This is a genomic window from Kordiimonas sp. (assembly GCF_965216265.1).
In the GTDB taxonomy this organism is placed as follows: domain Bacteria; phylum Pseudomonadota; class Alphaproteobacteria; order Sphingomonadales; family Kordiimonadaceae; genus Kordiimonas.
Genome location: NZ_OZ244153.1, coordinates 2,150,765 through 2,174,171, shown reverse-complemented (window position 1 = coordinate 2,174,171; position 23,407 = coordinate 2,150,765). Strand labels below are relative to the sequence as shown.

At 55.4% G+C, this 23,407-nt stretch carries 22 protein-coding genes; 18 read left to right on the top strand and 4 right to left on the bottom strand.

Annotated features, from left to right (window positions below; all coding sequences use genetic code 11):
- Window positions 1-27 precede the first annotated feature (27 nt).
- The 6 genes from ACOOGA_RS10010 to ACOOGA_RS09985 all read left to right on the top strand — a co-directional run bounded on the left by ACOOGA_RS10010 (window position 28) and on the right by ACOOGA_RS09985 (window position 4,062).
- A complete protein-coding gene (locus ACOOGA_RS10010; protein ID WP_417459407.1) occupies window positions 28-882 on the top strand; it encodes a pyruvate, water dikinase regulatory protein in 855 nt (284 codons plus the stop codon).
- Window positions 869-1,495, top strand: a complete 627-nt coding sequence (locus tag ACOOGA_RS10005) for a Maf family protein (RefSeq protein ID WP_417459406.1) — start codon at window positions 869-871, stop codon at window positions 1,493-1,495. Before ACOOGA_RS10010 ends, ACOOGA_RS10005 begins: the two co-directional genes overlap by 14 nt.
- Window positions 1,492-2,328, top strand: a complete 837-nt coding sequence (locus ACOOGA_RS10000; protein WP_420428590.1) for a shikimate dehydrogenase — start codon at window positions 1,492-1,494, stop codon at window positions 2,326-2,328. Before ACOOGA_RS10005 ends, ACOOGA_RS10000 begins: the two co-directional genes overlap by 4 nt.
- Window positions 2,325-2,918 (top strand): dephospho-CoA kinase, encoded by a 594-nt coding sequence (coaE, locus tag ACOOGA_RS09995; protein ID WP_417459404.1) that lies wholly within the window; start codon window positions 2,325-2,327, stop codon window positions 2,916-2,918. Before ACOOGA_RS10000 ends, coaE begins: the two co-directional genes overlap by 4 nt.
- A gap of 2 nt (window positions 2,919-2,920) precedes the next feature.
- Window positions 2,921-3,589 (top strand): DNA polymerase III subunit epsilon, encoded by a 669-nt coding sequence (dnaQ, locus tag ACOOGA_RS09990; RefSeq protein WP_417460072.1) that lies wholly within the window; start codon window positions 2,921-2,923, stop codon window positions 3,587-3,589.
- Window positions 3,590-3,681: 92 nt separating this feature from the next.
- Window positions 3,682-4,062 (top strand): VOC family protein, encoded by a 381-nt coding sequence (locus ACOOGA_RS09985; RefSeq protein WP_417459403.1) that lies wholly within the window; start codon window positions 3,682-3,684, stop codon window positions 4,060-4,062.
- A 52-nt stretch (window positions 4,063-4,114) separates the two neighbouring features.
- On the opposite strand, the gene lepB is transcribed toward ACOOGA_RS09985, so the two are convergent.
- On the bottom strand, window positions 4,115-4,915 hold the full coding sequence (gene lepB / locus ACOOGA_RS09980; RefSeq protein ID WP_420428588.1) for a signal peptidase I: 801 nt from the start codon (window positions 4,913-4,915) through the stop codon (window positions 4,115-4,117).
- Between the two features lie 331 nt (window positions 4,916-5,246).
- Here lepB and dnaK point away from each other — a divergent pair, with 331 nt between their 5' ends.
- Window positions 5,247-7,169: a molecular chaperone DnaK gene (dnaK, locus tag ACOOGA_RS09975; RefSeq protein ID WP_417459401.1), complete on the top strand. Its 1,923-nt coding sequence runs from the start codon at window positions 5,247-5,249 to the stop codon at window positions 7,167-7,169.
- A gap of 129 nt (window positions 7,170-7,298) precedes the next feature.
- Window positions 7,299-8,444 carry a molecular chaperone DnaJ gene (gene dnaJ / locus ACOOGA_RS09970; protein ID WP_417459400.1) on the top strand — a complete coding sequence of 382 codons (1,146 nt, stop codon included), beginning with the start codon at window positions 7,299-7,301 and terminating at the stop codon, window positions 8,442-8,444.
- 66 nt (window positions 8,445-8,510) lie between these two features.
- Here dnaJ and ACOOGA_RS09965 read toward each other — a convergent pair whose 3' ends face one another.
- Window positions 8,511-9,116, bottom strand: a complete 606-nt coding sequence (locus tag ACOOGA_RS09965; protein WP_417459399.1) for a TetR/AcrR family transcriptional regulator — start codon at window positions 9,114-9,116, stop codon at window positions 8,511-8,513.
- Window positions 9,117-9,309: 193 nt separating this feature from the next.
- Between ACOOGA_RS09965 and ACOOGA_RS09960 the strand changes: the two genes are divergently transcribed.
- The 6 genes from ACOOGA_RS09960 (at window position 9,310) to ACOOGA_RS09935 (ending at window position 16,679) form a co-directional block, all read left to right on the top strand.
- A complete protein-coding gene (locus ACOOGA_RS09960) occupies window positions 9,310-10,542 on the top strand; it encodes a parallel beta-helix domain-containing protein (RefSeq protein ID WP_417459398.1) in 1,233 nt (410 codons plus the stop codon).
- Between the two features lie 52 nt (window positions 10,543-10,594).
- Window positions 10,595-11,644, top strand: coding sequence for an SO2930 family diheme c-type cytochrome (locus ACOOGA_RS09955; protein ID WP_420428586.1), 1,050 nt, complete (start codon window positions 10,595-10,597; stop codon window positions 11,642-11,644).
- A gap of 125 nt (window positions 11,645-11,769) precedes the next feature.
- Window positions 11,770-14,499: a TonB-dependent receptor gene (locus tag ACOOGA_RS09950; protein ID WP_417459396.1), complete on the top strand. Its 2,730-nt coding sequence runs from the start codon at window positions 11,770-11,772 to the stop codon at window positions 14,497-14,499.
- 104 nt (window positions 14,500-14,603) lie between these two features.
- Window positions 14,604-15,398 carry a 4-hydroxy-tetrahydrodipicolinate reductase gene (dapB, locus tag ACOOGA_RS09945; RefSeq protein ID WP_417459395.1) on the top strand — a complete coding sequence of 265 codons (795 nt, stop codon included), beginning with the start codon at window positions 14,604-14,606 and terminating at the stop codon, window positions 15,396-15,398.
- 21 nt (window positions 15,399-15,419) lie between these two features.
- On the top strand, window positions 15,420-15,833 hold the full coding sequence (locus ACOOGA_RS09940) for a DUF350 domain-containing protein (protein ID WP_417459394.1): 414 nt from the start codon (window positions 15,420-15,422) through the stop codon (window positions 15,831-15,833).
- Between the two features lie 12 nt (window positions 15,834-15,845).
- Entirely contained in the window at window positions 15,846-16,679 is an 834-nt protein-coding gene (locus tag ACOOGA_RS09935) for a S1 family peptidase (RefSeq protein ID WP_417459393.1), read from the top strand.
- Here ACOOGA_RS09935 and ACOOGA_RS09930 read toward each other — a convergent pair.
- Window positions 16,661-17,233: a DUF2244 domain-containing protein gene (locus ACOOGA_RS09930; protein ID WP_417459392.1), complete on the bottom strand. Its 573-nt coding sequence runs from the start codon at window positions 17,231-17,233 to the stop codon at window positions 16,661-16,663. The two genes, ACOOGA_RS09935 and ACOOGA_RS09930, sit on opposite strands and share 19 nt — an antisense overlap.
- A 12-nt stretch (window positions 17,234-17,245) precedes the next feature.
- The gene (locus ACOOGA_RS09925) at window positions 17,246-18,481 is read right to left on the bottom strand and encodes a UbiH/UbiF/VisC/COQ6 family ubiquinone biosynthesis hydroxylase (RefSeq protein ID WP_417459391.1); all 1,236 of its coding nucleotides are present in this window, start codon (window positions 18,479-18,481) and stop codon (window positions 17,246-17,248) included.
- A gap of 298 nt (window positions 18,482-18,779) precedes the next feature.
- Here ACOOGA_RS09925 and ACOOGA_RS09920 point away from each other — a divergent pair, with 298 nt between their 5' ends.
- The 4 genes from ACOOGA_RS09920 to xth all read left to right on the top strand — a co-directional run bounded on the left by ACOOGA_RS09920 (window position 18,780) and on the right by xth (window position 23,389).
- Window positions 18,780-21,149 (top strand): DNA translocase FtsK, encoded by a 2,370-nt coding sequence (locus tag ACOOGA_RS09920; RefSeq protein WP_420430659.1) that lies wholly within the window; start codon window positions 18,780-18,782, stop codon window positions 21,147-21,149.
- A 34-nt stretch (window positions 21,150-21,183) separates the two neighbouring features.
- A complete protein-coding gene (locus ACOOGA_RS09915; protein WP_420428584.1) occupies window positions 21,184-21,858 on the top strand; it encodes a LolA family protein in 675 nt (224 codons plus the stop codon).
- A gap of 94 nt (window positions 21,859-21,952) precedes the next feature.
- On the top strand, window positions 21,953-22,549 hold the full coding sequence (locus ACOOGA_RS09910) for a hypothetical protein (RefSeq protein WP_420428582.1): 597 nt from the start codon (window positions 21,953-21,955) through the stop codon (window positions 22,547-22,549).
- A gap of 57 nt (window positions 22,550-22,606) precedes the next feature.
- Window positions 22,607-23,389, top strand: a complete 783-nt coding sequence (gene xth / locus ACOOGA_RS09905) for an exodeoxyribonuclease III (RefSeq protein ID WP_420428580.1) — start codon at window positions 22,607-22,609, stop codon at window positions 23,387-23,389.
- The last annotated feature ends 18 nt before the right edge of the window (window positions 23,390-23,407 follow it).

Sequence of the window (23,407 nt, the reverse complement as noted above, 5' to 3'; positions counted from 1 at the left end):
ATTATCAGCCGGCACAAAGGGGCACATATGCCACAAAAACCCGATGACGAGTTTCACCTGCATCTGGTGTCAGATTCCACCGGTGAAACGCTTGAAGCCATAGTTCAGGCCGCACTTGTGCAGTTTGAAGGGGTGAATGTTAAAAAACATTATTGGCCGCTTGTCCGCTCTGCCATGCAAATGACGCGGCTGATGGAAGACATTCGCGAACAGCCGGGCCTTATCATGTATACACTGGTGAATGTGCAGATCCGCGAGGCGCTTGAGCGCGACGCGATGGAAGCAAGCCTGCCGGTGCTGTCTATCCTTGATCCGGTGATCAATCTGCTTGGTTCTTATTTTGGCGTGCAGGCGTCGCACAAACCGGGGCGGCAGCATAAGCTGGACGCGCATTATTTTGAACGGATTGACGCGCTTCAGTTCACCATGGCGCATGATGACGGGCAACTAACTCAGGATATGCCGCAGGCTGACATCATCCTTGTGGGTGTGTCGCGATCGTCCAAAACACCCACCAGTATTTATCTTGCGAACAAGGGCTATAAAACCATCAACGTGCCGTTTGTGCCCGGTTGCCCGATGCCGCGGGAGTTGGATGAAATCAGGGGCAAATTTGTTATTGGCTTGACCACAAGTGCTGAGCGCCTTGTTGCCATTCGCACCAACCGCCTTCGGTCCATCAATCAGGATGAAGAAGGTGATTACACTGATATCTCCCACATTCAGGAAGAGATAAAAGAATGCCGCAAATATTGTACCCAGCGCGGCTGGCCTACCATTGATGTAACACGCCGCTCCATTGAAGAAACAGCGGCAGCAATCCTCAACCGCTATAACCAGTGGATAGACAAAGAGATGGAAGCCCGAAATGGCAGGGACTGACGGCGTAAGAGCTGACGTGCCTGAGCTCATCCTTGCGTCTGGCAGTGAGACCCGCGTGAAGATGTTGGCTGACGCCGGAGTGCGCTTTAAAAGCATCAAACCCGCTGTGGATGAAGACGCGATCAAGGCTGCCCTGTTGGCGGACGGCGCGTCCCCACGGGATATCGCCGATGCGCTCGCGGATATGAAAGCGCGCTCGGTTTCCTTTATGCACCCAGGTGCTCTCATTCTCGGGTCTGATCAGGTGATATCGAAAGACGGCGTGCTGTTTTCAAAAGCCAGCACCCGCGAGGACGCCAAAAAAACGCTGATGGCGCTTGCTGGTGGCACGCATGAGCTGGTCTCTGCTGCTGTGATTTATCAGGGCGGTGAGGCGGTGTGGCGCGCACTTGATAGCGTGAAGCTGACCATGCGCACCTTGAGCGATGCATTTATTGATAGTTACCTTGATGATATTGGTGACGCGGCTTTATGGTCGGCGGGCGCGTATCAGCTGGAGGGCCAGGGCGCTCAGCTTTTCACCCGTGTTGACGGTGACTTTTTCACCGTGCTTGGCTTGCCCTTGTTGCCTGTGCTTGACTATCTGCGCCGAAGAGAGGTGCTTCCCTTATGAGTAACCCCCATAAAGCTGCGGTGATTGGCTGGCCGCTTACCCATACACTATCGCCGGTTATTCACAGTCACTGGATGGCCACTCATGGTGTGGACGGTGTTTATGAGAAAATGCCTGTTGCCCCCGATGATCTGGGAAGCGCTATCAATAAAATGAAAATGGAAGGATATGTGGGGTTCAATATCACGGTCCCTCATAAGGAAATGATTATCCCACACCTTGATAAAGTAGCGCCGCTTGCTCGCCTCATGGGGGCGGTGAACACTGTCAAAATTGATGAAAACGGCGTTATCACAGGTTTTAATACCGACGGCATTGGCCTTGTGGCAAACCTGCAGAAATCTGTCGCGTCCTGGCCGAAAGACAAACCAGCACTTGTGCTTGGCGCGGGTGGTGCCGCGCGGGCGGCGGCTCTTGGTCTTTTGAACGAGGACCTGCCTTTTGTGATGATCTCAAACCGCACGCGTGAAAAGGCGGAAACGGTGGCGGCGGAGGTTGGCCGGGGCCGTATGGTCGTGATCGACTGGAACAGCAGGCATGAGGCGGCGGCATCATCGGGCCTTATCGTAAACACCACGGTTCTTGGTATGCACGGCAACCCTGCCCTTGATGTTGACCTTTCCCGCGCAGGCAAAGACACCGTTGTGTATGACATTGTATACCAACCGCTTATCACACCGCTCTTGAATGAAGCGGCGGAGCGTGGGCTCAGAACGGTGACCGGGCTTGGCATGCTGGTCTATCAGGCGGCAGCGGCGTTCAAGATATGGTTTGATATCATGCCTGAGTATGATGATGTGCTTAAAGAACGGCTGGAGGCGGTGTTTCGATGAAGATCATTGGGCTCACCGGTTCTATCGGCATGGGAAAGTCTGAGACGGCGAAGATGTTTCAAACGCTTGGTGTACCTGTGTTTGATGCGGATGCCGCAGTGCATGCCTTGCAGGCGAAAGGTGGGCGCGCCATCCCTCATATAGAAGCGGCTTTCCCCGGCGTGATAGAAGACGGTGTGCTTGACCGTGCAAAACTTGGCGAACGTGTTTTCAAAGATGACGCCGCGCGAAAAAAGCTGGAAAACATCATTCACCCCATGGTGGCTGAAGAGCGTGCGGCTTTTTTTAACGAGGCTGAAAAAGCGGGCGCAAAATTTGTTGTGCTTGATATACCGCTTCTGTTTGAAACCGGCGGCTATAAGGCTTGTGACAAGGTGGTGGTGGTATCTGCGCCCTCGGAGGTTCAGCGCGAACGCGTACTGGCCCGCCCCGGCATGACAGCTGAAAAATTTGACGATATCCTTGGCAAACAAACACCAGATAAAGTGAAGCGCGACGGCGCTGATTATGTGATAGACACCAGCAAAGGCCTAGATCACGCGTTCGGGGCGGTTAAGAAAATAGTTGATGAACTGGAGAGATGGGCATGAGTATGCGTGAGCTGATTTTCGATACGGAGACCACGGGTTTTGACCCCCTGAGCGGTGACCGGCTTATCGAAATTGGCCTTGTTGAAATGGTGGATAGAAACCTCACCGGTCGTCACTACCACCAATTTGTCAACCCGGAACGCGACGTGCCTGAGGCTGCGGTGAAGGTACACGGCCTGACCACGGATTTCCTGCGCGACAAGCCCGTGTTCTCTGAGATCATGGACGAGTTTCTCGAGTTTATCGGTGACGATAGCAAGCTTGTGGCTCACAACGCCGAGTTTGATATGCGCTTCATCAACTGGGAGCTGGAGAACGCAGGCCGCCCCATTGTTCACGCGAAACGTTTTATCGATACGCTGGCGATAGCGCGTAATAAATTCCCCGGTGCGGCCAACTCACTTGATGCCCTATGCAAACGGTTTGGTGTGTCAAACGGTCACCGTACGCTTCACGGTGCGCTCTTGGATGCCGAGATTTTGGCCGATGTTTATATTGAGCTCCTGGGCGGCAGACAGGCGGGGCTTGATCTCGCGGTTGATAACGACAGCGGGCTTGCGGTGCGCGAGAAAAAAGTGCGGGAGAAACGCAGCTTTCCGGTGAGCGAGGAAGAGCGTGCGATCCACGCGGCTTTTATTGCCAAGCTCGAAAATCCGGTCTGGAACAGTTAGCACGGGCATTGGGGCAAGGCACATTGACCAAAAGCCCGATAACCTTACTTCATGAAAAGCAGAATAAGTTCATTTGAGAAGAGGGGCTGGGAATGTTCAGTCATGTCATGCTCGGGGCGGAAGATGTCGCCGAGTCCAAGAAGTTTTACGACGCAGTGATGGAAGTATTGGGCCATCGGCCGGGCCTTGTGGATGAGAAGGGCCGTTGTTTCTATTATGAGAAAACCGGTGTTTTTTCACTTTCCAAACCTATTGACGGCCAACCGGCCACTTGTGGCAATGGCAGCACACTCGGTTTTGCGGCCTCAAGTCCGGAAATGGTCGATGCCTGGCACGCAGCGGGCCTTGCTCATGGCGGCACGGCAATTGAAGACCCACCGGGCATTCGCGAAGGCGGTGGCAAAAAATTGTATCTTGCCTACCTGCGTGACCCAAGCGGCAACAAGGTCTGCGCGCTGCATTTCATCAAATAACTGGGCCCCATGTGGGGCAGCAAAAGGGGTTGTAGCCAAAGCGGCTGCAACCCTATTTTATGAGGGTGAAGAAGCGCCCGAGCGGGACACCGATGGGGCAGGTGATCTCCTTGCCCTGGTCGCAGTCATAAAGGCTGAAGGTGGTGACATCAGCGCGGCCAACAAGGTAAGCGTGTTTCACAAAACCCATATTGCCCAGCTCCCGACTGTCAGCTGAGCCGTCCCGGTTGTCCCCCATCATGAAATAATGCCCCTGTGGCACTACATAAAGCGAGGTGTTGTCATAGGGCGCGCGGTCGGTGCGCTCATAAATGCGGTGTTTCACGCCGCCGGGCAGTGTTTCTTCATATTCCTTCACCCGACGCTCATGGCCACTATAGTCCGTATAGTTCACATCGCGGATGAAAGTGCGTTGTACAAGGTCACCATTAATGTAAAGGCGGCCGCCTTTCAGCTGGATGGTGTCGCCCGGCAGGCCGATCACGCGTTTGATGAAATCATTGTGGTTGCGGTGCGGCAGTGTGAACACAGCGACATCGCCGCGTTCAGGCGCGTCATCAAACAGGCGGCTCTCGGGAATAAAGCTTGGGTCAAAATTAAAGGAGAACCGATTGTAACCGTAGGAAAGTTTGGAGACAAAAATACGGTCTCCCACCTCAAGTGTAGGTTCCATGCTGCCGCTTGGTATATGGAAGCTGCCCCAGCCGAAGGTGGTGAACACCAGATAAAAAAGAACGATAACCCCGAGATCTTTCAGAAGCACGGCAGCTTCATTCTTGGCAGGTTTCTTGGCCTCTCCGGCCAATTCCTTGGTGTCTTCCGTCATTGGTTTCCCGCCCTTTGCTGTCGGCATTATTATTGGTTTTTGTGATCTATATCCGGTGGCGAGTTTAGCCAGAAGGCTTTCGTTTTCAATCTTTGTTTCGCTTATCACGAGATCACATTCCTCTTATCAAGCATCAACGCTGTATGCTTAAAAGACTTTTAACCTGTGAAAAACTTACAAAATTTATCACAACATACCCTTGCGGCCCTATGCTCCCGACCCTATATAGGCGCAGAAAGACGCTGAAAGCCGGACGTTTTGGCCAGACGCGATGGAACAAAAAACATGAACCCAAAGAGGCTGTGAAACGGGTGCCATCTGGGCCCAAGCAGTCGGCTTGACGAAGGGAAAAGGTAATATGGGTAAAGTAATCGGTATCGATCTGGGTACGACAAACTCCTGCGTATCCATTATGGACGGGTCCAAACCAAAAGTTATTGAAAACTCTGAAGGCGCGCGTACCACGCCGTCTATCGTGGGTTTCACCGACGGTGGCGAACGCCTTGTTGGCCAGGCTGCAAAACGCCAGGCCGTAACAAATGCCACAGACACTCTTTTTGCCATCAAGCGCCTGATTGGCCGCACATTTGATGACCCAACCACGCAAAAAGATAAAGGCATGGTGCCTTACAATATCGTGAAAGCCGACAACGGCGACGCATGGGTAGAAGCCAAGGGTGAGAAATACTCCCCAAGCCAGGTTTCCGCGATGATCCTTCAAAAAATGAAGGAAACCGCAGAAAGCTACCTCGGCGAAGACGTTGACCAGGCTGTGATCACGGTGCCTGCATATTTCAACGATGCGCAGCGCCAGGCGACAAAAGACGCCGGCAAGATCGCGGGCCTTGAGGTTCTGCGTATCATCAACGAACCAACCGCAGCAGCGCTTGCTTACGGCCTTGAAAAAGAAGAAGGCCACACGATTGCAGTGTTTGACCTTGGCGGTGGTACGTTTGACGTATCCGTGCTTGAAATCGGTGACGGTGTGTTTGAAGTGAAATCCACAAACGGGGACACCTTCCTCGGTGGTGAAGACTTTGACATGCGCCTTGTTGATTATCTGGCCGAAGAGTTCAAAAAAGAGAACGGCATCGACCTCAAAGGCGACCGCATGGCGCTTCAGCGCCTGAAGGAAGCTGCAGAGAAAGCCAAGATCGAGCTTTCCTCTTCAACACAAACTGAAGTGAACCTGCCGTTCATCACCGCAGATGCTTCCGGCCCGAAACACCTTCAGATCAAACTGACACGTGCGAAGCTTGAAAGCCTTGTGGAAGATCTGGTGAAGCGCACGCTTGAGCCTTGTAAAAAAGCGCTTAAGGATGCGGGCCTCTCTGCTGGCGAGATCGACGACGTTGTGCTTGTTGGTGGTCAGACCCGGATGCCGAAGATCCAGGAAGTGGTGAAAGAGTTCTTTGGCCGCGAACCACATAAGGGTGTGAACCCTGATGAAGTGGTAGCCATGGGTGCTGCAATTCAGGCTGGTGTTCTGCAAGGCGACGTGAAAGATGTTCTGCTTCTTGACGTAACCCCGCTGTCACTCGGTATTGAGACACTTGGCGGTGTGTTCACACGCCTGATCGAGCGGAACACTACAATCCCGACCAAGAAGGCTCAGGTCTTCTCAACGGCGGAAGACAACCAGGGTGCGGTAACCATCCGTGTCTTCCAGGGCGAACGCGAAATGGCGGCGGATAACAAGCTCCTTGGTCAGTTTGACCTTGTGGGTATCCCGTCCGCCCCGCGCGGTGTACCGCAAATTGAGGTGGCCTTTGATATTGACGCGAACGGTATCGTAAACGTGTCTGCAAAAGATAAAGGCACCGGCAAAGAGCAGCAGATCCGCATTCAGGCATCTGGTGGTCTCTCCGATGCTGATATCGAGCAGATGGTCAAGGATGCGGAAGCTAACGCTGACGCAGACAAGAAGCGCAAGGAACTTGTTGAAGCCAAAAACCAGGCTGAAGCACTGATCCATTCGGCTGAGAAAAACCTTGAAGAGCACAAGGACAAAGTTACGGATACAGACAAAGCCGCGATTGAGGCCGCTGTGACCGAGCTGAAATCTGCCCTTGAAGGTGATGAGCCCGATGAGATCAAGCAGAAAACCGAAGTGCTTGCACAGGCAACCATGAAACTTGGTGAGCAGATCTACAAAGCTGGCCAGGAAGAAGGCGCGTCCGACGCAGAGCAGGCTGACGCTGCAGCGAAAGCTGCGGAAGAAGGCGATGACGACATTGTGGACGCAGACTTTGAAGAAGTCGAAGAAAACGACAAGAAATAAGATGGCTGCCTGACGCCATACCAATTTGGGCGCCGCCTCCCACAAGACTGTGGCGGGCGGCGTACCATTTTAAGCCAAGCGCGATGCTAGGTTTTGGTATGACGGGGCAAAAAGCGCGGGGAGCCGTTTATGTCGAAACAAGATTATTACGAGCTTTTAGGTGTTGGCAAAGACGCTGACGAAACAACGCTGAAAAAGGCGTTTCGTAAGCAGGCGATGCAATACCACCCGGACAAAAATCCGGGTGATGCCGAAGCCGAGAAGAAATTCAAGGAAATCGGCGAGGCTTATGACGTCCTCAAAGACCCGGAAAAGCGTGCGGCTTATGACCGGTACGGCCATGCAGCATTTGAGCATGGCATGGGCGGCGGTGGCCGCGGTGGTCATGGCGGCGCAGGTTTTGATTTTTCAGATGTCTTTGAAGAGTTTTTTGGCGATTTCATGGGCGGCGGTGGCCGCAGGCGCCGTGGCGGTGGTGCCGCAGCCGGGCGCGGTAATGACCTGCGCTTCAATATGGAAATCAACCTCGAGGACGCTTACCGGGGCAAAACCGATCAGATCCGCGTGCCCACTTCGGTTCCGTGTGAACCTTGTAGTGGCTCAGGCGCTGAACCTGGCTCCAAACCCGAGGTGTGTGACACCTGTGGTGGTGCGGGTAAGGTTCGGGCAAGCCAGGGCTTTTTCATGGTGGAACGCACCTGCCCTAAATGCCACGGCAACGGCAGTGTGATCCTGAACCCTTGCCGGTCGTGCTCAGGTGCTGGTCGTGTTCGCAAGGAAAAAACACTTCAGGTTAAAATCCCGCAAGGGGTTGAAGAAGGCACCCGTATTCGTCTTGCAGGCGAAGGTGAAGCTGGCTCGCGTGGTGCACCGCCCGGTGACCTCTATATCTTCCTCTCCATCCGACCACACCCGCTCTTCAAGCGGGACGGTGACATGCTCTATTGTCAGGTGCCTATCCCGATGTCGACAGCCACGCTTGGTGGTGACATCGAGGTGCCAACCATTGAAGGCAAACGCGCCCGCATCAAGGTGCCGGACGGCACGCAAAGTGGCCGCCAGTTCCGCCTTCGCGGCAAAGGCATGCCAGAGCTGAATGGTGGTTTCACGGGTGATATGATCATTGAAACTGTGGTGGAAACGCCGACCAACTTGTCCAAACGCCAGCGCGAGTTGATGGAAGAGTTTGCCGCTGAAGGTGGTGACAGTGTTTCACCGCGCTCGGAAGGTTTCTTCTCCAAGGTCAAGGACCTTTGGGATGACCTGACGGAATAGGCTGGGTTTTAAGCTAAATTCTAATGGGAGCCGCGTTGCCTGTACCAGGGTTGCGCGGCTTTTTTATCAGCCGACGTAGAGGGAGAGCATCCGCGCCATTTCCAGAATCAGCGTTTCTGCGGTGTCCTCATCATCTTCCTCAATCGCCTGGTCGATCAACACAGAAAGTGTGGTGACAATGGTGCGCAGCATCGCTTCGCGCCGGTCATCGGGCAATGTGACACCTGCGATCTCAAGCGTTTTGATAACCAGTTGCCCAAGGCTGCTTTCAGGGCCGGGTGTTGCATCCCAAAGGGACCGTTGGCTGTTGGCCCAGCGTGTGAGCGGACGAAAAGTTTTGTGGGCACGCGCGGCTTGCCAAAAGGCACGGACCAGTCGTTCATGTGTTTCCTTGAAACCCAGCCCGTGCTCGATGCCAACCATAACGGTGACGACCTCGCCTTCCACCTCGCCATAGGCGGTGTCATAAAGCGTTGAGATCACATCGTCTTTATCTTCGAAATACTGGTAGATCGAACCGACAGGAATTTCGGCGGCTTGTGCGATTGTGGTCGTGGTTACAGACTGTGGCCCACCTTCCAGCAACAAAGCTTCCGCCGCAGACAAAATCTTGTCGCGGCGCTCAATCGCGCGTGCCTGCGTAGGCAGCTTTTTAGGTGTTCTCGGTTTCACGAAGGCTCCAGCAACCCGGGTACGGTTTTATTCTTAGCTTCATATGCCACCATAGTCCAATAATGAGAAAATGAAAGAATTTCACTTTTTCTTGACGAACGATTATGATGAGCGCATGATCAATACTGAAATTAATGGATTCCATTGATGGATGAGTGATGGATATCCAGGGCGGAAGCCTTAGGGGGAAACAATGAAGAAACTGATTATCGCATTTTTTGTGCTCGCATTTGGCACGGCTGGCGCGCCGGCATTCTCGCAGCAGGTTATCGAAATCGAGCCGGGTGAGAATGTTCAGGAAGCGCTGCAGGAAGCTCTTATCCTGGCAGAACCGGGCAGCACTATTGAGCTGAAGGCCGGATTTTATGAGCTGACAAACGCACTTTCCCTTGATGTGCCGAATGTGACCATTCGCGGTGCGGGTATGAATGAGACGGTACTGTCGTTTAAGAACCAGATCAGCGGTTCCGAAGGCCTTCTTATTACCTCTGACGGCGTGCGCGTTGAAGCGCTTGCGGTTGAGGATACGCCCGGCGACGGCATTAAAGCCAAAGGCGTAGACCAGATCTCCTTCATTAATGTGCGGGTTGAATGGACCCGCGGGCCACACCCTGAAAACGGGGCTTATGGCCTTTATCCGGTCGAATCCAAAAATGTCCTGATCGACGGCGCTGTCGTGAAAGGCTGCTCTGACGCAGGCATCTATGTTGGTCAAAGCCAGGACATCATCGTGCGCAACAGCCGCGCGGAATTGAATGTGGCTGGTATCGAAATCGAGAACAGCTACCGCGCAGATGTTTATAATAATGTCGCCACCCACAACACAGGCGGCATATTGGTGTTTGACCTTCCCAACCTGCCGCAAATGGGCGGGCATTCGGTGCGGGTGTTTGGCAACACGGTTGTGGCGAATGACACACCAAATTTCGCGCCCCCCGGCAACATCATCGCAACCGTTCCCATGGGCACCGGCATCATGGTGATGGCGAACCGTGAGATTGAAATTTTTGACAATGAGCTCAGCGAAAATGCTTCAACCAACATCCTGTTGGCCGCATACCCGCGCGAATATAATGACCCGACCTATAATCCGCTGCCGCGCGCTATCTATGTGCACGACAACAAACACGGGCGCGCAGGTTATAACCCAGATGGTGCGGTCAAGGACCTGATTGCACCTGCTACCGGCATGCCGGTCCCCCAAATTGTGTGGGACGGTGCGGTTGACGGTGTCTGGGCGGCCTTCTTTGGCCCGGATGATGATCAGGCAATTTATATCCGCGAGCCAGAAGGCACCACTTTTGCCAACCTGCAGTTCGTGAAAGATATGGTGCTGCCGTGGGGGGCGTCACCTGACACGGATATCAAAAACTATGATGGCTCTTTCCCCTCCCGCGAGCCGATTAGCCTGCCGCAGGAACAATAAGCGGCACGTTTAAAACAGGAGATAAGGAGAGCTGCCATTGTTCAGACGTGTTTTGAGTAAGCTTGTTTTTGGCCTTTGTTCGCTTGTCGTAATCACGGCTGTACCGGCGGGTGCAGAGGTCAATGATGCCGCGCTCATGAGCGCGCGGCCCGCTAAACTATTATCTGAATATGGTCTGTTTTCTGATGCTGTGCATCAGGCCCCGGCAGAGGGGGTGGTGCCCTACGATCTTATCACCCCTCTGTTTACCGACTATGCGCACAAATACCGTTTTGTTTATGTGCCAAAGGGCCAGAAGGCCGTTTATAATGACGCTGAAGCCTTTGAGTTCCCTGTTGGCACCACACTGATCAAAACCTTTGCCTACCCGGCTGACTTCCGTGAGCCATCCAAAAGCGTCCGCATTATCGAGACCCGCCTTCTGATCCATCAGGAAAAGGGCTGGAACGCCTGGGCTTATGTTTGGGACGAAGAAAAGCAGGACGGTGTTTTGAAGGTGGCGGGGAAAACGCTTCCCGTTGCGTGGACCGATAAAGCGGGTGCTTCTCGGCAAACCAATTATGTGGTGCCGAACAAGAACCAGTGCAAAGGCTGCCACACGTTCAATAAAGAATTCACACCCATTGGCCCGAAGGCCAGAAACCTCAACAAAACCTACCCTTATGAGGGCGGCGCAGCCAACCAGCTTGCATATTGGAGTGAAGCGGGAATCCTCACGGGCGCACCAGCACATGAGGATGCGCCAAAAGTACCAGCGATGGATGATGAAAGCGCGGACCTGAACGCCCGCGCCCGCGCCTATCTTGATATCAACTGCGCGCATTGCCACCGGCTTGAAGGGCCAGCGTCAACATCCGGCCTGTTCCTCACCTGGGCAGAAGATAACAAAACCGCATGGGGATATAAAAAGCGCCCCGTGGCGGCGGGCCGTGGCTCTGGCGGGTTTGACTATGACATTATGCCCGGCAAGCCCGAGCAATCGATCTTGATCCACAGGCTTAAGTCCACCGATCCCGGCGTCATGATGCCGGAAGTGGGCCGAACCACTGTGCATGAAGAAGGTATTAACCTGTTGAAAGAATGGATTAACAGTATTGAGTGATAGTTGCGTAGTGACATTTTGAGGCGGCATGTGCCCGTTGCCAAACAAGGCAATGGGCGAACTGCCGTTTGGGGTCGTAAACGCGGTGGCAGCCAGACCACTGCTCGAAAGGGAGGGGAGCCCATATGTGTACTAAACGTTTTAAGAAGACCTTGATGCTTGGTGTCAGCGTTGGGGTCGTGTGTGGTCTAGCAGCACCCGCAAACGCACAAGACGAAACCAGCGAGGACATGTTCTCGCTTGAGGAAATTACCATCACCGCGCAAAAGCGCGAGCAGTCCGCTCAGGATGTACCCATCACGCTTAACGCCTTTTCAGGCGATTTTCTTCAAAATGTCGGCGCGGAAGACCTGCGTGATATTTCAACCTATACGCCCGGCCTTGAAATCAGCGGTGTGACGCAGCCGAGCTTCCGCCTGCGCGGCGTTCAGACCAGTGATTTTGGTGTTGGGACAGACCCGGCCGTTGGTGTGTTTATCGACGGTGTTTATGCCTCTCGTTCCGGTGCGGGCATCATCTTCTTCTCGGATATCGAGCGTGTTGAAGTGCTGAAAGGCCCGCAAGGCACATTGTTTGGTCGTAACACAGCGGCGGGGGCCATCTCTGTCATCACCCGCAAGCCGGTGATCGGTGAAACCGAGGCGCAAGTGCGGCTCAGGTACGGCCGGTTCGACAAGCAGCAGTTTGACGGCATGCTTAACCTGCCACTGACGGACACTGTCGCCATGCGGGCCAACTTCCTGATCAACAAGCAGGACGGGTATGTGAAAGACGCTGTCACGGGCGATGATTATGGCCGTGAAGAAAACGTCACCGGCCGCTTGCAGTTCCGGTGGGAGCCATCAGACCGGACAACTGTCAATCTGGCGTATGAATTTGATCATACGGAACAGGATGAGGATGAACCGCAGATCGGCGTTTCAGACGGTAGCCTGCGGGCGCCCGTTGGCGCTGAAACGGTGGGTGACCTGCCGGGGCATGGTGATTTTCTCGCGGGCGTAGCACCACTTCTTGGCCTGCCCATCACCAAAGACACCCCGCTTGATGTGCTCTACGGTATACCGCTCGGGGCTATCTATGGCGGTTTTGGCGCCTTTGGCTATACGCCTTCAAACCCGAATGCAGACTGGAACTTCTTCCGTGATGCTTCAAGCGTTGGTGGTGCGGACCCCTTGGGCCCGATCGCGAGCGATGTGGCAAACGGTGAAGAAAACCGCGATCTGGACGCCTTCACGCTCAATGTTACGCATGATTTTGGCTGGGCGACACTGACGTCCCTGTCCGCGTTCAAGAAGTTCTCCACCAACAATCTGGAAGAAGAGGACGGCACAGCCGACCCTGATTTCTATTTTGACACTAACAACGTGGAAGAGAACGAGCATTTCTATCAGGAACTGCGACTTAACGGTGTCTCTGGCGCCCTGACATGGACCGCAGGCCTCAGCTATTATTGGGAAAATGCAAAACAGCGGTCCGAAACCCACGCCACCACGGATTCGATCGACACTGTGCTCTATAACCTTGGTGTCACGCCGGGTGTGCTGGCGGCGAGCTTTAACCCGCTTGATGGTATCAACACGTGCGAAAGCCGGTTCCTTGACAGCCTTGGCGGTTTTATCGGTTTCAACAGCCTGCCGCTTAACTGTATCGATCCAGGCTTGCCCGGTCTCTCTCTGGAAGAGATTGCCAATCTTGGTCTGACGACCATGAGCGGCCGCACATGGACAGAAACCATGTATGGTGAGGGCACCTTCAAGGCCTATGCTGCTTTCGCGGACGTGACCTTCGCGGTGACCGACCGGTTCAACATCAACGCCGGTGCCCGTTACACCAAGGACAAGAAATCATGGGAGTGGTTCAACGACCGCCGGGAAATTTCCGGCAGTGCAAGGCTTGAAATCCCTGGCATTGGCAACCTGGCTGATATCCAGCAGCAGTTGCTCACAAGCATCTTCCAGGCTTTTGTGGGCCCAACAGCGTCGGGCGATATTGTCTTTGACGTTGGGGGCCTTGAGGGTGTTCCGCTCACGAGAGAAGAAAGCTGGGATAACTTCAGCCCCCGCATTGCGCTTGATTACCGCATCACAGACGACGCCATGCTCTATGCGTCCTACGCGCGCGGCTACAAAGCCGGTGGTTTCAACAGTGTAGAAATCAACAGCTACTTCGATAATGAGAAGGTCTGGAACGTTGAAGCCGGCCTCAAATCCCAGTGGTTTGATAACCGCGTCAGGTTCAACATTGCGGGCTGGAAGTATAAATATAACGACAAACAGTCGATCCGTCTTGTGGAGGTCGATGCCTCAAGCGTGCCGCGCTATGTGACCCAAAACCAGGATGTATCGGGTAAAGGTATCGACGTGGAACTGCTGTGGGCACCTGTTGCGGGCCTGCGGTTCTTCGCGAACGGTGGCTATCAGGACATTACCTGCACTGAGAGTTGCGGCAAATCTGCTGAAGGCGACCCCACAGGCGAACCTTCAACACGTGTATCCTTCGGTGGTGATTATACCTTTGCACTCAGCGATACGGCGGGCTCGATCACCCTCCATGCAGACCACAGCTACACAAGCGCACGCCGTGAAAACGGGGAATGTATCGCAGATGGCTCTTGTGGGACGGTGACATGGGGCAGCGTGACGTGGGAAACCGGCGAAGCTCGTAACTTCACCAACGCGCGGATCAGCTGGTCAAACCCGGACGATGATCTCAGCGTTTCCGTGTTTGCGCGCAACATTTTTGCCAACCGCTACCGTGGTGGTGCAGGTGGTCTTGCTGTTGATACCTTCGGTGCGCCCATCACGGGCATTGAAGAGCCCAGCACATGGGGTATTGACCTGACCGCGCGCTTCTAAGCCTGCGCATCAGAAAAAATTGGTAAGGCCGGGTTTCGCCCGGCCTTTCCTTTTGTGCATCCGCCTGATAGCAAAGGAAAAGCATAATTGAGCGAGAGCAAACCATGGCAGATCAGGTGAAGGTTGGAATTCTTGGGGTGATGGGCCGGATGGGGCAGGCGGTGCTCAAGGCCGTTGAGGAAAATGATGATGCCAGCTTTGTTGCGGGCTGTGACCGGCCGCGGCATCCCGACATTGGCGCACCCATCACCGGCACGTCTGTGAACCTGAGCGCAACCATCGAGGATGTCTTTGAAGCCGCTGATGTGGTGATCGACTTTACCCCGCCGGGGGATACGGCGGCGCACGCGGGCCTCGCGGCCCGGCATAAAAAAGCACTGGTGGTGGGCACAACGGGGCTTTCGGGCGGCGACGAAAGCGCACTGATGATCGCAGCGGGCTCCACGCGCATCATGCAGGCAGGCAATTATTCGCAAGGTGTTAATCTCTTGATGGCTTTGGTGCGGGATGCGGCCAGCAAACTGGGGCCTGAGTGGGATATCGATATTCTCGAGATGCACCACCGGGACAAGGTGGACGCGCCGTCTGGCACCGCGCTTATGCTGGGGGATGCGGCGGCAGAGGGGCGCGGCGCATCGCTTGACGACCTGCGCACACCGGCGCGGGAAGGCCTGACCGGTGAACGCGTTGAAGGCACCATCGGTTTTGCAGCCCTCAGGGGCGGGTCGGTGATTGGAGAGCATGACGTGATTTTCGCCAGCGGTAGTGAGCGCATCACGCTTTCCCACAAAGCAGAGAACCGCAGCCTTTTTGCCGATGGTGCCGTGCGTGCAGCGCTTTGGCTTCACAGCCAGCCAAATGGCCGCTACAACATGCGCCACGTACTGGGCCTGAATTAATAGTCTGAGGGGGACAAGGTTATGGAAGAAGCGTTGATGGCACTATGGGCCGGGCTGCCGGTATTTATGGTGCATTCGGGCACGAGCCTCGTGATCCTTCTTGTGGGTATCGCGCTTTATATGCGCCTCACCTCGCATGACGAGCTGGCGCTTATCCGCGAAGGAAATGTTGCGGCGGCGTTATCCCTTGGTGGTGCCATTGTGGGCCTCGCCCTACCAATTGCCTTCTCGCTGGCGGCTTCCGTATCGATCTGGGATCTTGTCTTCTGGGGCATTATCGCCCTTGTGCTCCAGCTTGTTGCTTTCCGCCTCGTTTCGCTTCTGCTGCCAGACCTGTCCCAGCGTATTGAAAAAAATGATATGGGCGCTGCCGTTCTGCTGGTGTCTTTCAAGCTGGCAACGGCCTTTATCAACTCGGCGGCGATCACGGGCTAGGGACACGCCAGCATGCGCCGCAGCCGCGAAATACTCACCTATCTGGTGATCATCATTTTCTTCATTGTGCGCTACGCCAATGTGGACGAGGTGGAGCCGCGCAGGCCGCTACCTGAAGGTGCTGAACAGCACGTGCCTCCTGTCCTGATCCCTGATGACGGGCCTCTGCCCGGTAACGATGATCGCGGCGTGACGGTGGAGCTGGACTTGGAGGTCAAAAACGGTATCGGAACAGCTTTTGCGGCACGCGGCGACGGTGTGTTCATCACCGCCCGCCATGTGGTGGATGGCTGCGGCAAGATATATCTGGTGAAAGGCCCCCGTATGCTGGAGCCGGTGGCATCTGCCACGAGCGAAACCAGCCGGGATTTTGCCGTATTGCGCGCGAAAGGGATGAAACCAAAGGCGTTTGAACTTTCGAGCGAAAGCCCAAACCGGGGTGACGACGGTTATATGATGGGGTTCCCGCAAGGCAAACCGGCTGATGTGCGCGCTACCGTTATCGGGCGCACAGAGATGCGCTCCACCGGGCGTTACCGTATGCGTGAACCTGTGGTGGCATGGGTGGAACGTGAACGTCGTCCCACGTTTGGTGGCTCATTGGGCGGCATATCCGGTGGTCCCGTCTTTAACGCGGAAGGTTATGTTGTCGGCACAGTGGTCGCGGGCGCACCGCGCCGGGGCAGGGTTTACACCACGCACCCCAGAGTTTTTGAGGATACGGGCCTGATTGCGGATGGTACGGGTACGCAGCGAACGTTGATAAAGCGTGAAAACTTTGATGAAAACGGAAATGCCTTCCGGGCCAACCGTTCCATTGCACAGGTTTATTGCGAGGCGCCTTGATCCGGGTGCGGGGTTCGCGCACGCCAGCGTGCCAGCGCAAGGTCAAGTGCCTCTCGAAAGTCGCGCCGCTCCTGCGCGGTCAAACAGTCACCAAAATAAACGGTTTCACCGTGCGAGCGCAGGTAAAGTTCATTCTCGTCTTCTCCTCGCTCCCGCACCTTCACACTGGCCCAATAAGGCTCAAACCGCCAGGTGGAAGACCGCCCGCGCGCGCTCACACGGGTCAAAAGCAGGTCCTTGTCCGTAAGCTGTACGGTCTCGAACGCTCGGGCCGCCCGGTAGTTGAAGAAAAATGCAAGCCACAGCGCGACCAGGTCAATGGCCACAAATATCACCACAGGCCACGCCCCAATCATGATGAAACGCACCGCCGCAAACACGCAGAAAGCGGCAAGGATCAGGATCATGCGGTTGAAACTCTTTTTGGGAAGCGAGCGGTGTGCATAAAGCGTGGCATTGAAATAGAGCGTACGCGCAGCCTCAATAGCAGGCGTCTCTGCCTTGGTATCATGAATGCGGAATCTGGTATCCGCGATATTGTGCGGCCGTTTCATGCGTGCAGTATATCAGGATGTGAGGCTTTCGCCGCGTAACAGTTTCGGGAGTTCCCCGACCGTGCCGCGTGCATGGCTCATGAAGAAATTCTTGAGCGGAGTGACTTCATTCACCGCCGCCATGCCAAGGTCGCGCGCCAGTTTAATGGGGCCAATATCGTTGGAGAACAGCCGGTTGAAACCGTCTGTGATCGCATAAACAGCAGCATTATCTGTGGTGCGCCACTGGGCGTAGTTATCAAGCACAGAGGTGGCACCAATATCCAGGCCCACGTTCCGGGCCACCACCAGTACTTCAATCAGCGCCGCCACATCCTTGAGCCCCAGGTTCAGGCCCTGGCCTGAGATGGGGTGGATACCGTGGGCAGCGTCACCAATCAACGCAAGGCGGTCAGATACATAGCTGTGCGCATACTGCAGGCTGATGGGGTAAGCCCAGCGCCCGCCAACAACCTTCACCTCACCAAGGAAACCGCCAATACGCCGTGCCACTTCGCTTTCAAACGCCCGGTCGGAGAGATTCATGATGGTATCGACCAGATGGCTCTTTTCCGTCCAGACAAGCGATGAGCGATTGCCGGTCAGCGGCAAGATGGCAAAGGGCCCTGACGGCAGGAACCGCTCGTGCGCAATACCGCAGTGGCTGTGTTCATGCTCGACCGAGCACACGATGCCGTGTTGTTTGTATTCAATACTGCTTGTTGGCAGGTCTGCGTGGCGGCGCACAACTGAGCCACGCCCATCTATGCCGAGCAGCAGATCAGCGTCAACACACACGCCGCTTTCAAGTGTGACAGAAACGCCCGAAGCGCTGCGGTTGATGTCAGCTACTTTCTCCGGCGCGAGGAAGCGGATGTTTTCAAACTCTTCCAACCGTTTGAATAGTGCAATGCGGGTATGGCGGTTTTCCACCATGTGGCCAAGCGGGCCATCGCCCAGCGTTTCATTATCGAAATGCAGGTGCAACAGCGACGGGCCGTCCGATACCCGGATTTCAAGAATAGGCTGTGCATAGGGCTCCATATAAGGCCAAACCCCAATGGCTTTCAAAAGCTGGCAGGAGGCATAGGCCAGCGCGCTGGCGCGGCCGTCATAGCTTGCTGCGGTCAGGTCGCCCTTTGGCACCATATCAACCACAACAACCTCAAAACCATGCTGCGCAAGGCCAATGGCTGCCGTAAGGCCTGCCATACCGCCACCAACGATGACAATCTCGCTTTTTATGGTTTTGGCTTTGTCTGCACCCATGGTTACTCTCCTTATGGCTTCATGTAGGCCCGATTGAAGGGCGCTGTAAAGAGACCTGATGCCGCAGCACGCCATTTCCTGGGGCTTAAAATGACTGCCATGAAATCGCCGCTCTTGTCCTAAACCCTTGTTGAGCATTAAAGTGCAGCGAACAGGACAAGAATATGAGCCTCGTCGCCACATTTTGGCACCGGGTTTGAGCCTTAGGGCTTGAGGGAGCAAGAAATCAGTGTCGTCACGCAAACCTGCAAAGGCGGGTACAGCAAATAATAAAGCCGCCAGGGACAAGGCGCCGTTACTGCCGCCTGCTTTTGTGGTGTTCCTCAAAAATACGGGTTGGCGGCTTCTTGGGCTTGCCCTGATAGCGTTTGCCGTCAGCGTTGTGTTGTCGCTTGCCTCCTATAACCCCACTGACCCCACGATCAATAATGAGGCAACACGGCCCGCCACCAACTGGCTCATGGCATATGGTGCCAATGTGGCCGATGTGCTGATGCAGACGCTGGCGCTGGCCGGGTATCTGTTGCCGTTGCCGCTTGCCATCTGGGGTGTGAAAATCCTGCGGCTCAAGTGGCTGCCCATGTTCTGGCTCAACCTTACTTTTGTGCCGGTCAGCCTGATCTTGATTGCCATCGCACTCAGCGTGACCGCGCCCTCGCCTGATTTTATAGTGCAGGCCGGATACGGTGGTGCCCTTGGCCAGCGCCTTTACCTGATGGTGATTGAGCTGTTTGCTGGGATTGTGGTGCCTGCGTGGGTTTATGGTGTGGTGTTTGCCGTGCTTGGTGTGCCCGCATACGCCTTCTCCTTCGCGCTCAACCGGGAGGAATGGACAGCTGTTTATAACGCTTTGAAAGCAGCCGTGCTTGCGGTGGTGCGCTCCGTGCTTTGGCTGCTGCGCACCATCGGCTCCGCTGTTGCTGCCACCTTCAGGCTTATCTTCCGCAGCCGTACACGCGGCGAAGATGATGAGTTTGACGATTATGACGATCCGCCTTTTGAGGCGGATAGCGCGCGCGTGCCCATGGCACCACGGAAGGCGGCCAAGAAAGCTCCTGTGCCGGAGAAGCGCGTGAAACCGCAGGCGAAACCGAGCCGGGGTAAACGCGAAACCAAAGAAGCCCAAACCGTGCTGGACTTTGGCGACAGCGGCGGCTTTGGCTTGCCCGCGCTTGAGCTTCTGGCACCACCCCCGCCCCCTGAAAAGCTGGGCCGTATCAGTGAAGAATCACTTGAGCAGAACGCCCGCATGCTTGAAGGCGTGCTCGACGACTTTGGTGTACAGGGCGATATCAACGACGTGCGCCCTGGCCCTGTGGTTACGCTTTATGAGCTTGAACCGGCGCGCGGCACCAAATCTGCGCGGGTGATTGGCTTGGCGGACGATATCGCGCGGTCCATGAGCGCAATCTCTGCCCGTGTGGCGGTAGTACCGGGCCGTAATGCGATCGGGATCGAGCTTCCAAACAGCGACCGCCAGACCGTTTTCCTGCGCGAACTGCTTGCCAGCCGGGATTATGAGGGCACCAAAGCCCGCCTGCCCGTTGTGCTTGGTAAAGACATTGGCGGCGCGCCTGTGGTGGCGGATCTTGCGTCCATGCCGCACTTGCTTGTGGCAGGCACCACCGGTTCCGGTAAGTCGGTCGGTATCAACACAATGATCCTGTCGCTTCTTTACCGGCACAGCCCCGAGACGCTCAGGCTGATCATGGTTGACCCCAAGATGCTTGAGCTTTCGGTTTATGACGGTATCCCGCATCTTTTGACGCCGGTGGTGACAGAACCGAAAAAAGCGGTGGTTGCGCTTAAATGGGCAGTCCGGGAGATGGAAGACCGGTACCGCAATATGTCCAAGCTTGGGGTGAGGAACCTTGCGGCGTTTAACAAACGTGTTCATGAAGCCCGCGCGAACGGCGAACGCCTGACCCGCGAAATTCAAACCGGCTTTGACAAAGAAACCGGCCAGCCGGTGATGGAGGAGCAGGAGTTCGACTTCCAGCCGCTCCCGTTCATCGTGATTGTGATTGACGAGATGGCAGACCTGATGCTGGTGGCAGGCAAGGACGTGGAAGCCACGGTGCAGCGTCTTGCGCAGATGGCGCGGGCTGCGGGCATTCACCTGGTGATGGCGACACAGCGGCCATCGGTGGACGTGATCACCGGTACGATCAAAGCCAATTTCCCGACCCGGATCAGTTTCCAGGTAACCTCGAAAATCGACAGCCGCACCATTCTGGGTGAGCAGGGTGCCGAGCAGCTTCTTGGTATGGGTGACATGCTCTTTATGGCCGGTGGTGGCCGCATCACCCGCGTGCACGGTGCTTTTGTGTCTGACAAGGAAGTCGAAAAAGTAGTGACCCACCTACAGAAACAGGGCGCGCCGGAGTATCTCTCAGAGGTGACGGAAGAACCTGAAGAGGGTTTTGACAGCCCGTTCATCCCAGGTCCATCTGGCGGAGGCGATGATAACAGCCTCTATGATCAGGCGGTGAATATTGTACTGCGTGACCGGCGGGCGTCCACCAGCTATATCCAGCGCCGCCTGAAAATCGGTTACAACAAGGCCGCGTCGCTTATTGAAGAGATGGAAGAACAAGGTGTGATCAGCGCACCAAACCATAAGGGCCAACGCGAAGTGCTGGTGCCCGAGCGGGAAGAAGATTTCTAAAACACCCCCGCGTAATGACAGCAAGGATGATTTAATGCGTTTTCGCATGATGTTTTTAGTGATGATGGGGCTTTTGGCTCCGGCTGTGGTGGCACAAGATGAATTGCCGCCGCTTGAAGAACAGACGGTAACGGAAGACAACAGCCTCAAGGCACTTCGGCAGGTGCAAACCTATATGGACGAGGTGGAAAGCCTGACAGCGAGCTTCCGTCAGCATGCACCAAACGGCACCGTGGCCACTGGTACGCTGTATCTGGAACGGCCCGGCCGTATTCGTTTCGACTATGCAGACGAAACCCCATTCCTTGTGGTGGCGGACGGCAAGACGCTTAATTTCATCGACTATGAAATCGGGCAGGTCACCAAATGGCCGGTCAAGGAAACGCCGCTGCGTGCTCTTCTTGGCAATTCCATCGACCTCGCATCCCTTGGCGCGAATATTGAGCTGGAGCCTGCGGGCGCCACGGGTGTGATTGCGCTTATGGCACAGGACAGCGAACGGCCCGAACTTGGCACCATCACGCTTTACTTCCGGCAGACAGATGGATTTGCAGGCGATATCATGCTCACCTCATGGGCGGTGGTGGACGCGGAAGACCGCGTGACATTCGTGGAGCTTTCCGGCCAAGATCAGAATGTTAGCCTTGATGACAAATTGTGGGAATTTGAAGACCCGCGTGGCCTCGCGAAACGCCGCCGTATCCGGTAATCCCTTTTGCCTGACCGTGATGTGATCTATTTGTGCTTGCGCCTGTCATGCGCTCAGGCTAGGCCATGAAAGGCGTCTGACACGGAAGGCTTAAGTGGTGGTTATGGACATTGAAGATACCGATCTTGACGAATTGTTTGAGGAAAGCCCGGGCTTGAAGGCCGTGGCGCCGTTCCTCACGCTGGCGAGCAATGTTCGCTGGTTCCGCACACTTGGGGAAGAGCCTGATCGCCGCACGGTGGACCTGGCCCGCGCTTACGCCAACGCGCTTGGTTTCCCTGAAGCCTATCCGGCTTTCATGGCTGACTGGGAAGAGGCGGCAGACGCCGCAGAAAACACCGAGGTCAACAGCCCGGCGTGGGAGGCGGAAGAGCAGCTCCGCGCCACGCTCACCGATGACGCGCTTGACGTGCTGGACGAGCAAACGCTTGAGATGGTCATGACCCATGTGGCGCAGGGCACCTCTGAAGCCATTGAGGCTGCTGCCATGGAAGCAGCGCAGGAGCTTCGCATTTTTGATGAAGAATTTGTACGCGCAACCTCGGGGGCTGCGGTGCAGGCCACCTATCAGGCAGCGCTTGCAGCCATGACAGGGGCGGAGGAAGACCATCCGTTTGTGCTCAGGTTTCAGCTGTTTGAAAAAGGCCGCTGGCCCATTGGCATTATCGGCAACAGCTTTTTGATTTTTTAAGAACAAGACCTGCCCTGATAACCGGGCGTGCGACAACAAATATAGGGGGCAGCGACCATGCGGATCATCACCTGGAACATCAACTCAGTACGGGCGCGGCTTGATATCGTGCGCCAGCTTGTTGAGACCTATAAGCCGGACGTTTTGTGCTTGCAGGAAATCAAGGTGCATACGGACATGTTCCCGCGTGGTTTTTTTGAAGAGATCGGCATGCCGCATCTGGCCATTCATGGCCAGAAGGGCCACCACGGCGTGGCAACAGCTGCCAAAGCCCCCTTTGATGACAGCTTCCATATTGACTGGTGCACCAAGGGCGATGCCCGCCATATCGCCATCAAGCTCAAGGAAGGACCTGTGCTTCACAACTTCTATGTGCCTGCGGGCGGTGATGAGCCAGACCCGGCCATCAACGACAAATTTGCCCACAAGCTCAAGTTCATGGAAGAGATGACCGCCTGGTCAAAAGAGTTGAAAGAACCCAGCATTCTGGTGGGGGACCTTAATATCGCGCCCTATGAAGACGATGTGTGGGACCATAAAAAACTCCTCAAGGTGGTGTCGCACACACCCATAGAGACTGACGGCATGCTGGCCATGATGGCCGCGCACGACTGGGTGGATGTGATGCGCATTTTCAAACCGGTGCCTGAGAAGCTTTATAGCTGGTGGTCATATAGAGCGCGGGATTGGTCGCTTGCTGACAAAGGCCGCAGGCTTGACCATGTGTGGGTGAGCCCAAGCCTCCGGGACACGCCAGTGCATATGGAAGTGCTGCGCGACGCACGGGGCTGGGAAAAACCATCGGACCATGCACCGGTGCTGGTTGATTTCAAGTTCTAGCGCGACAGCCAGCCATGC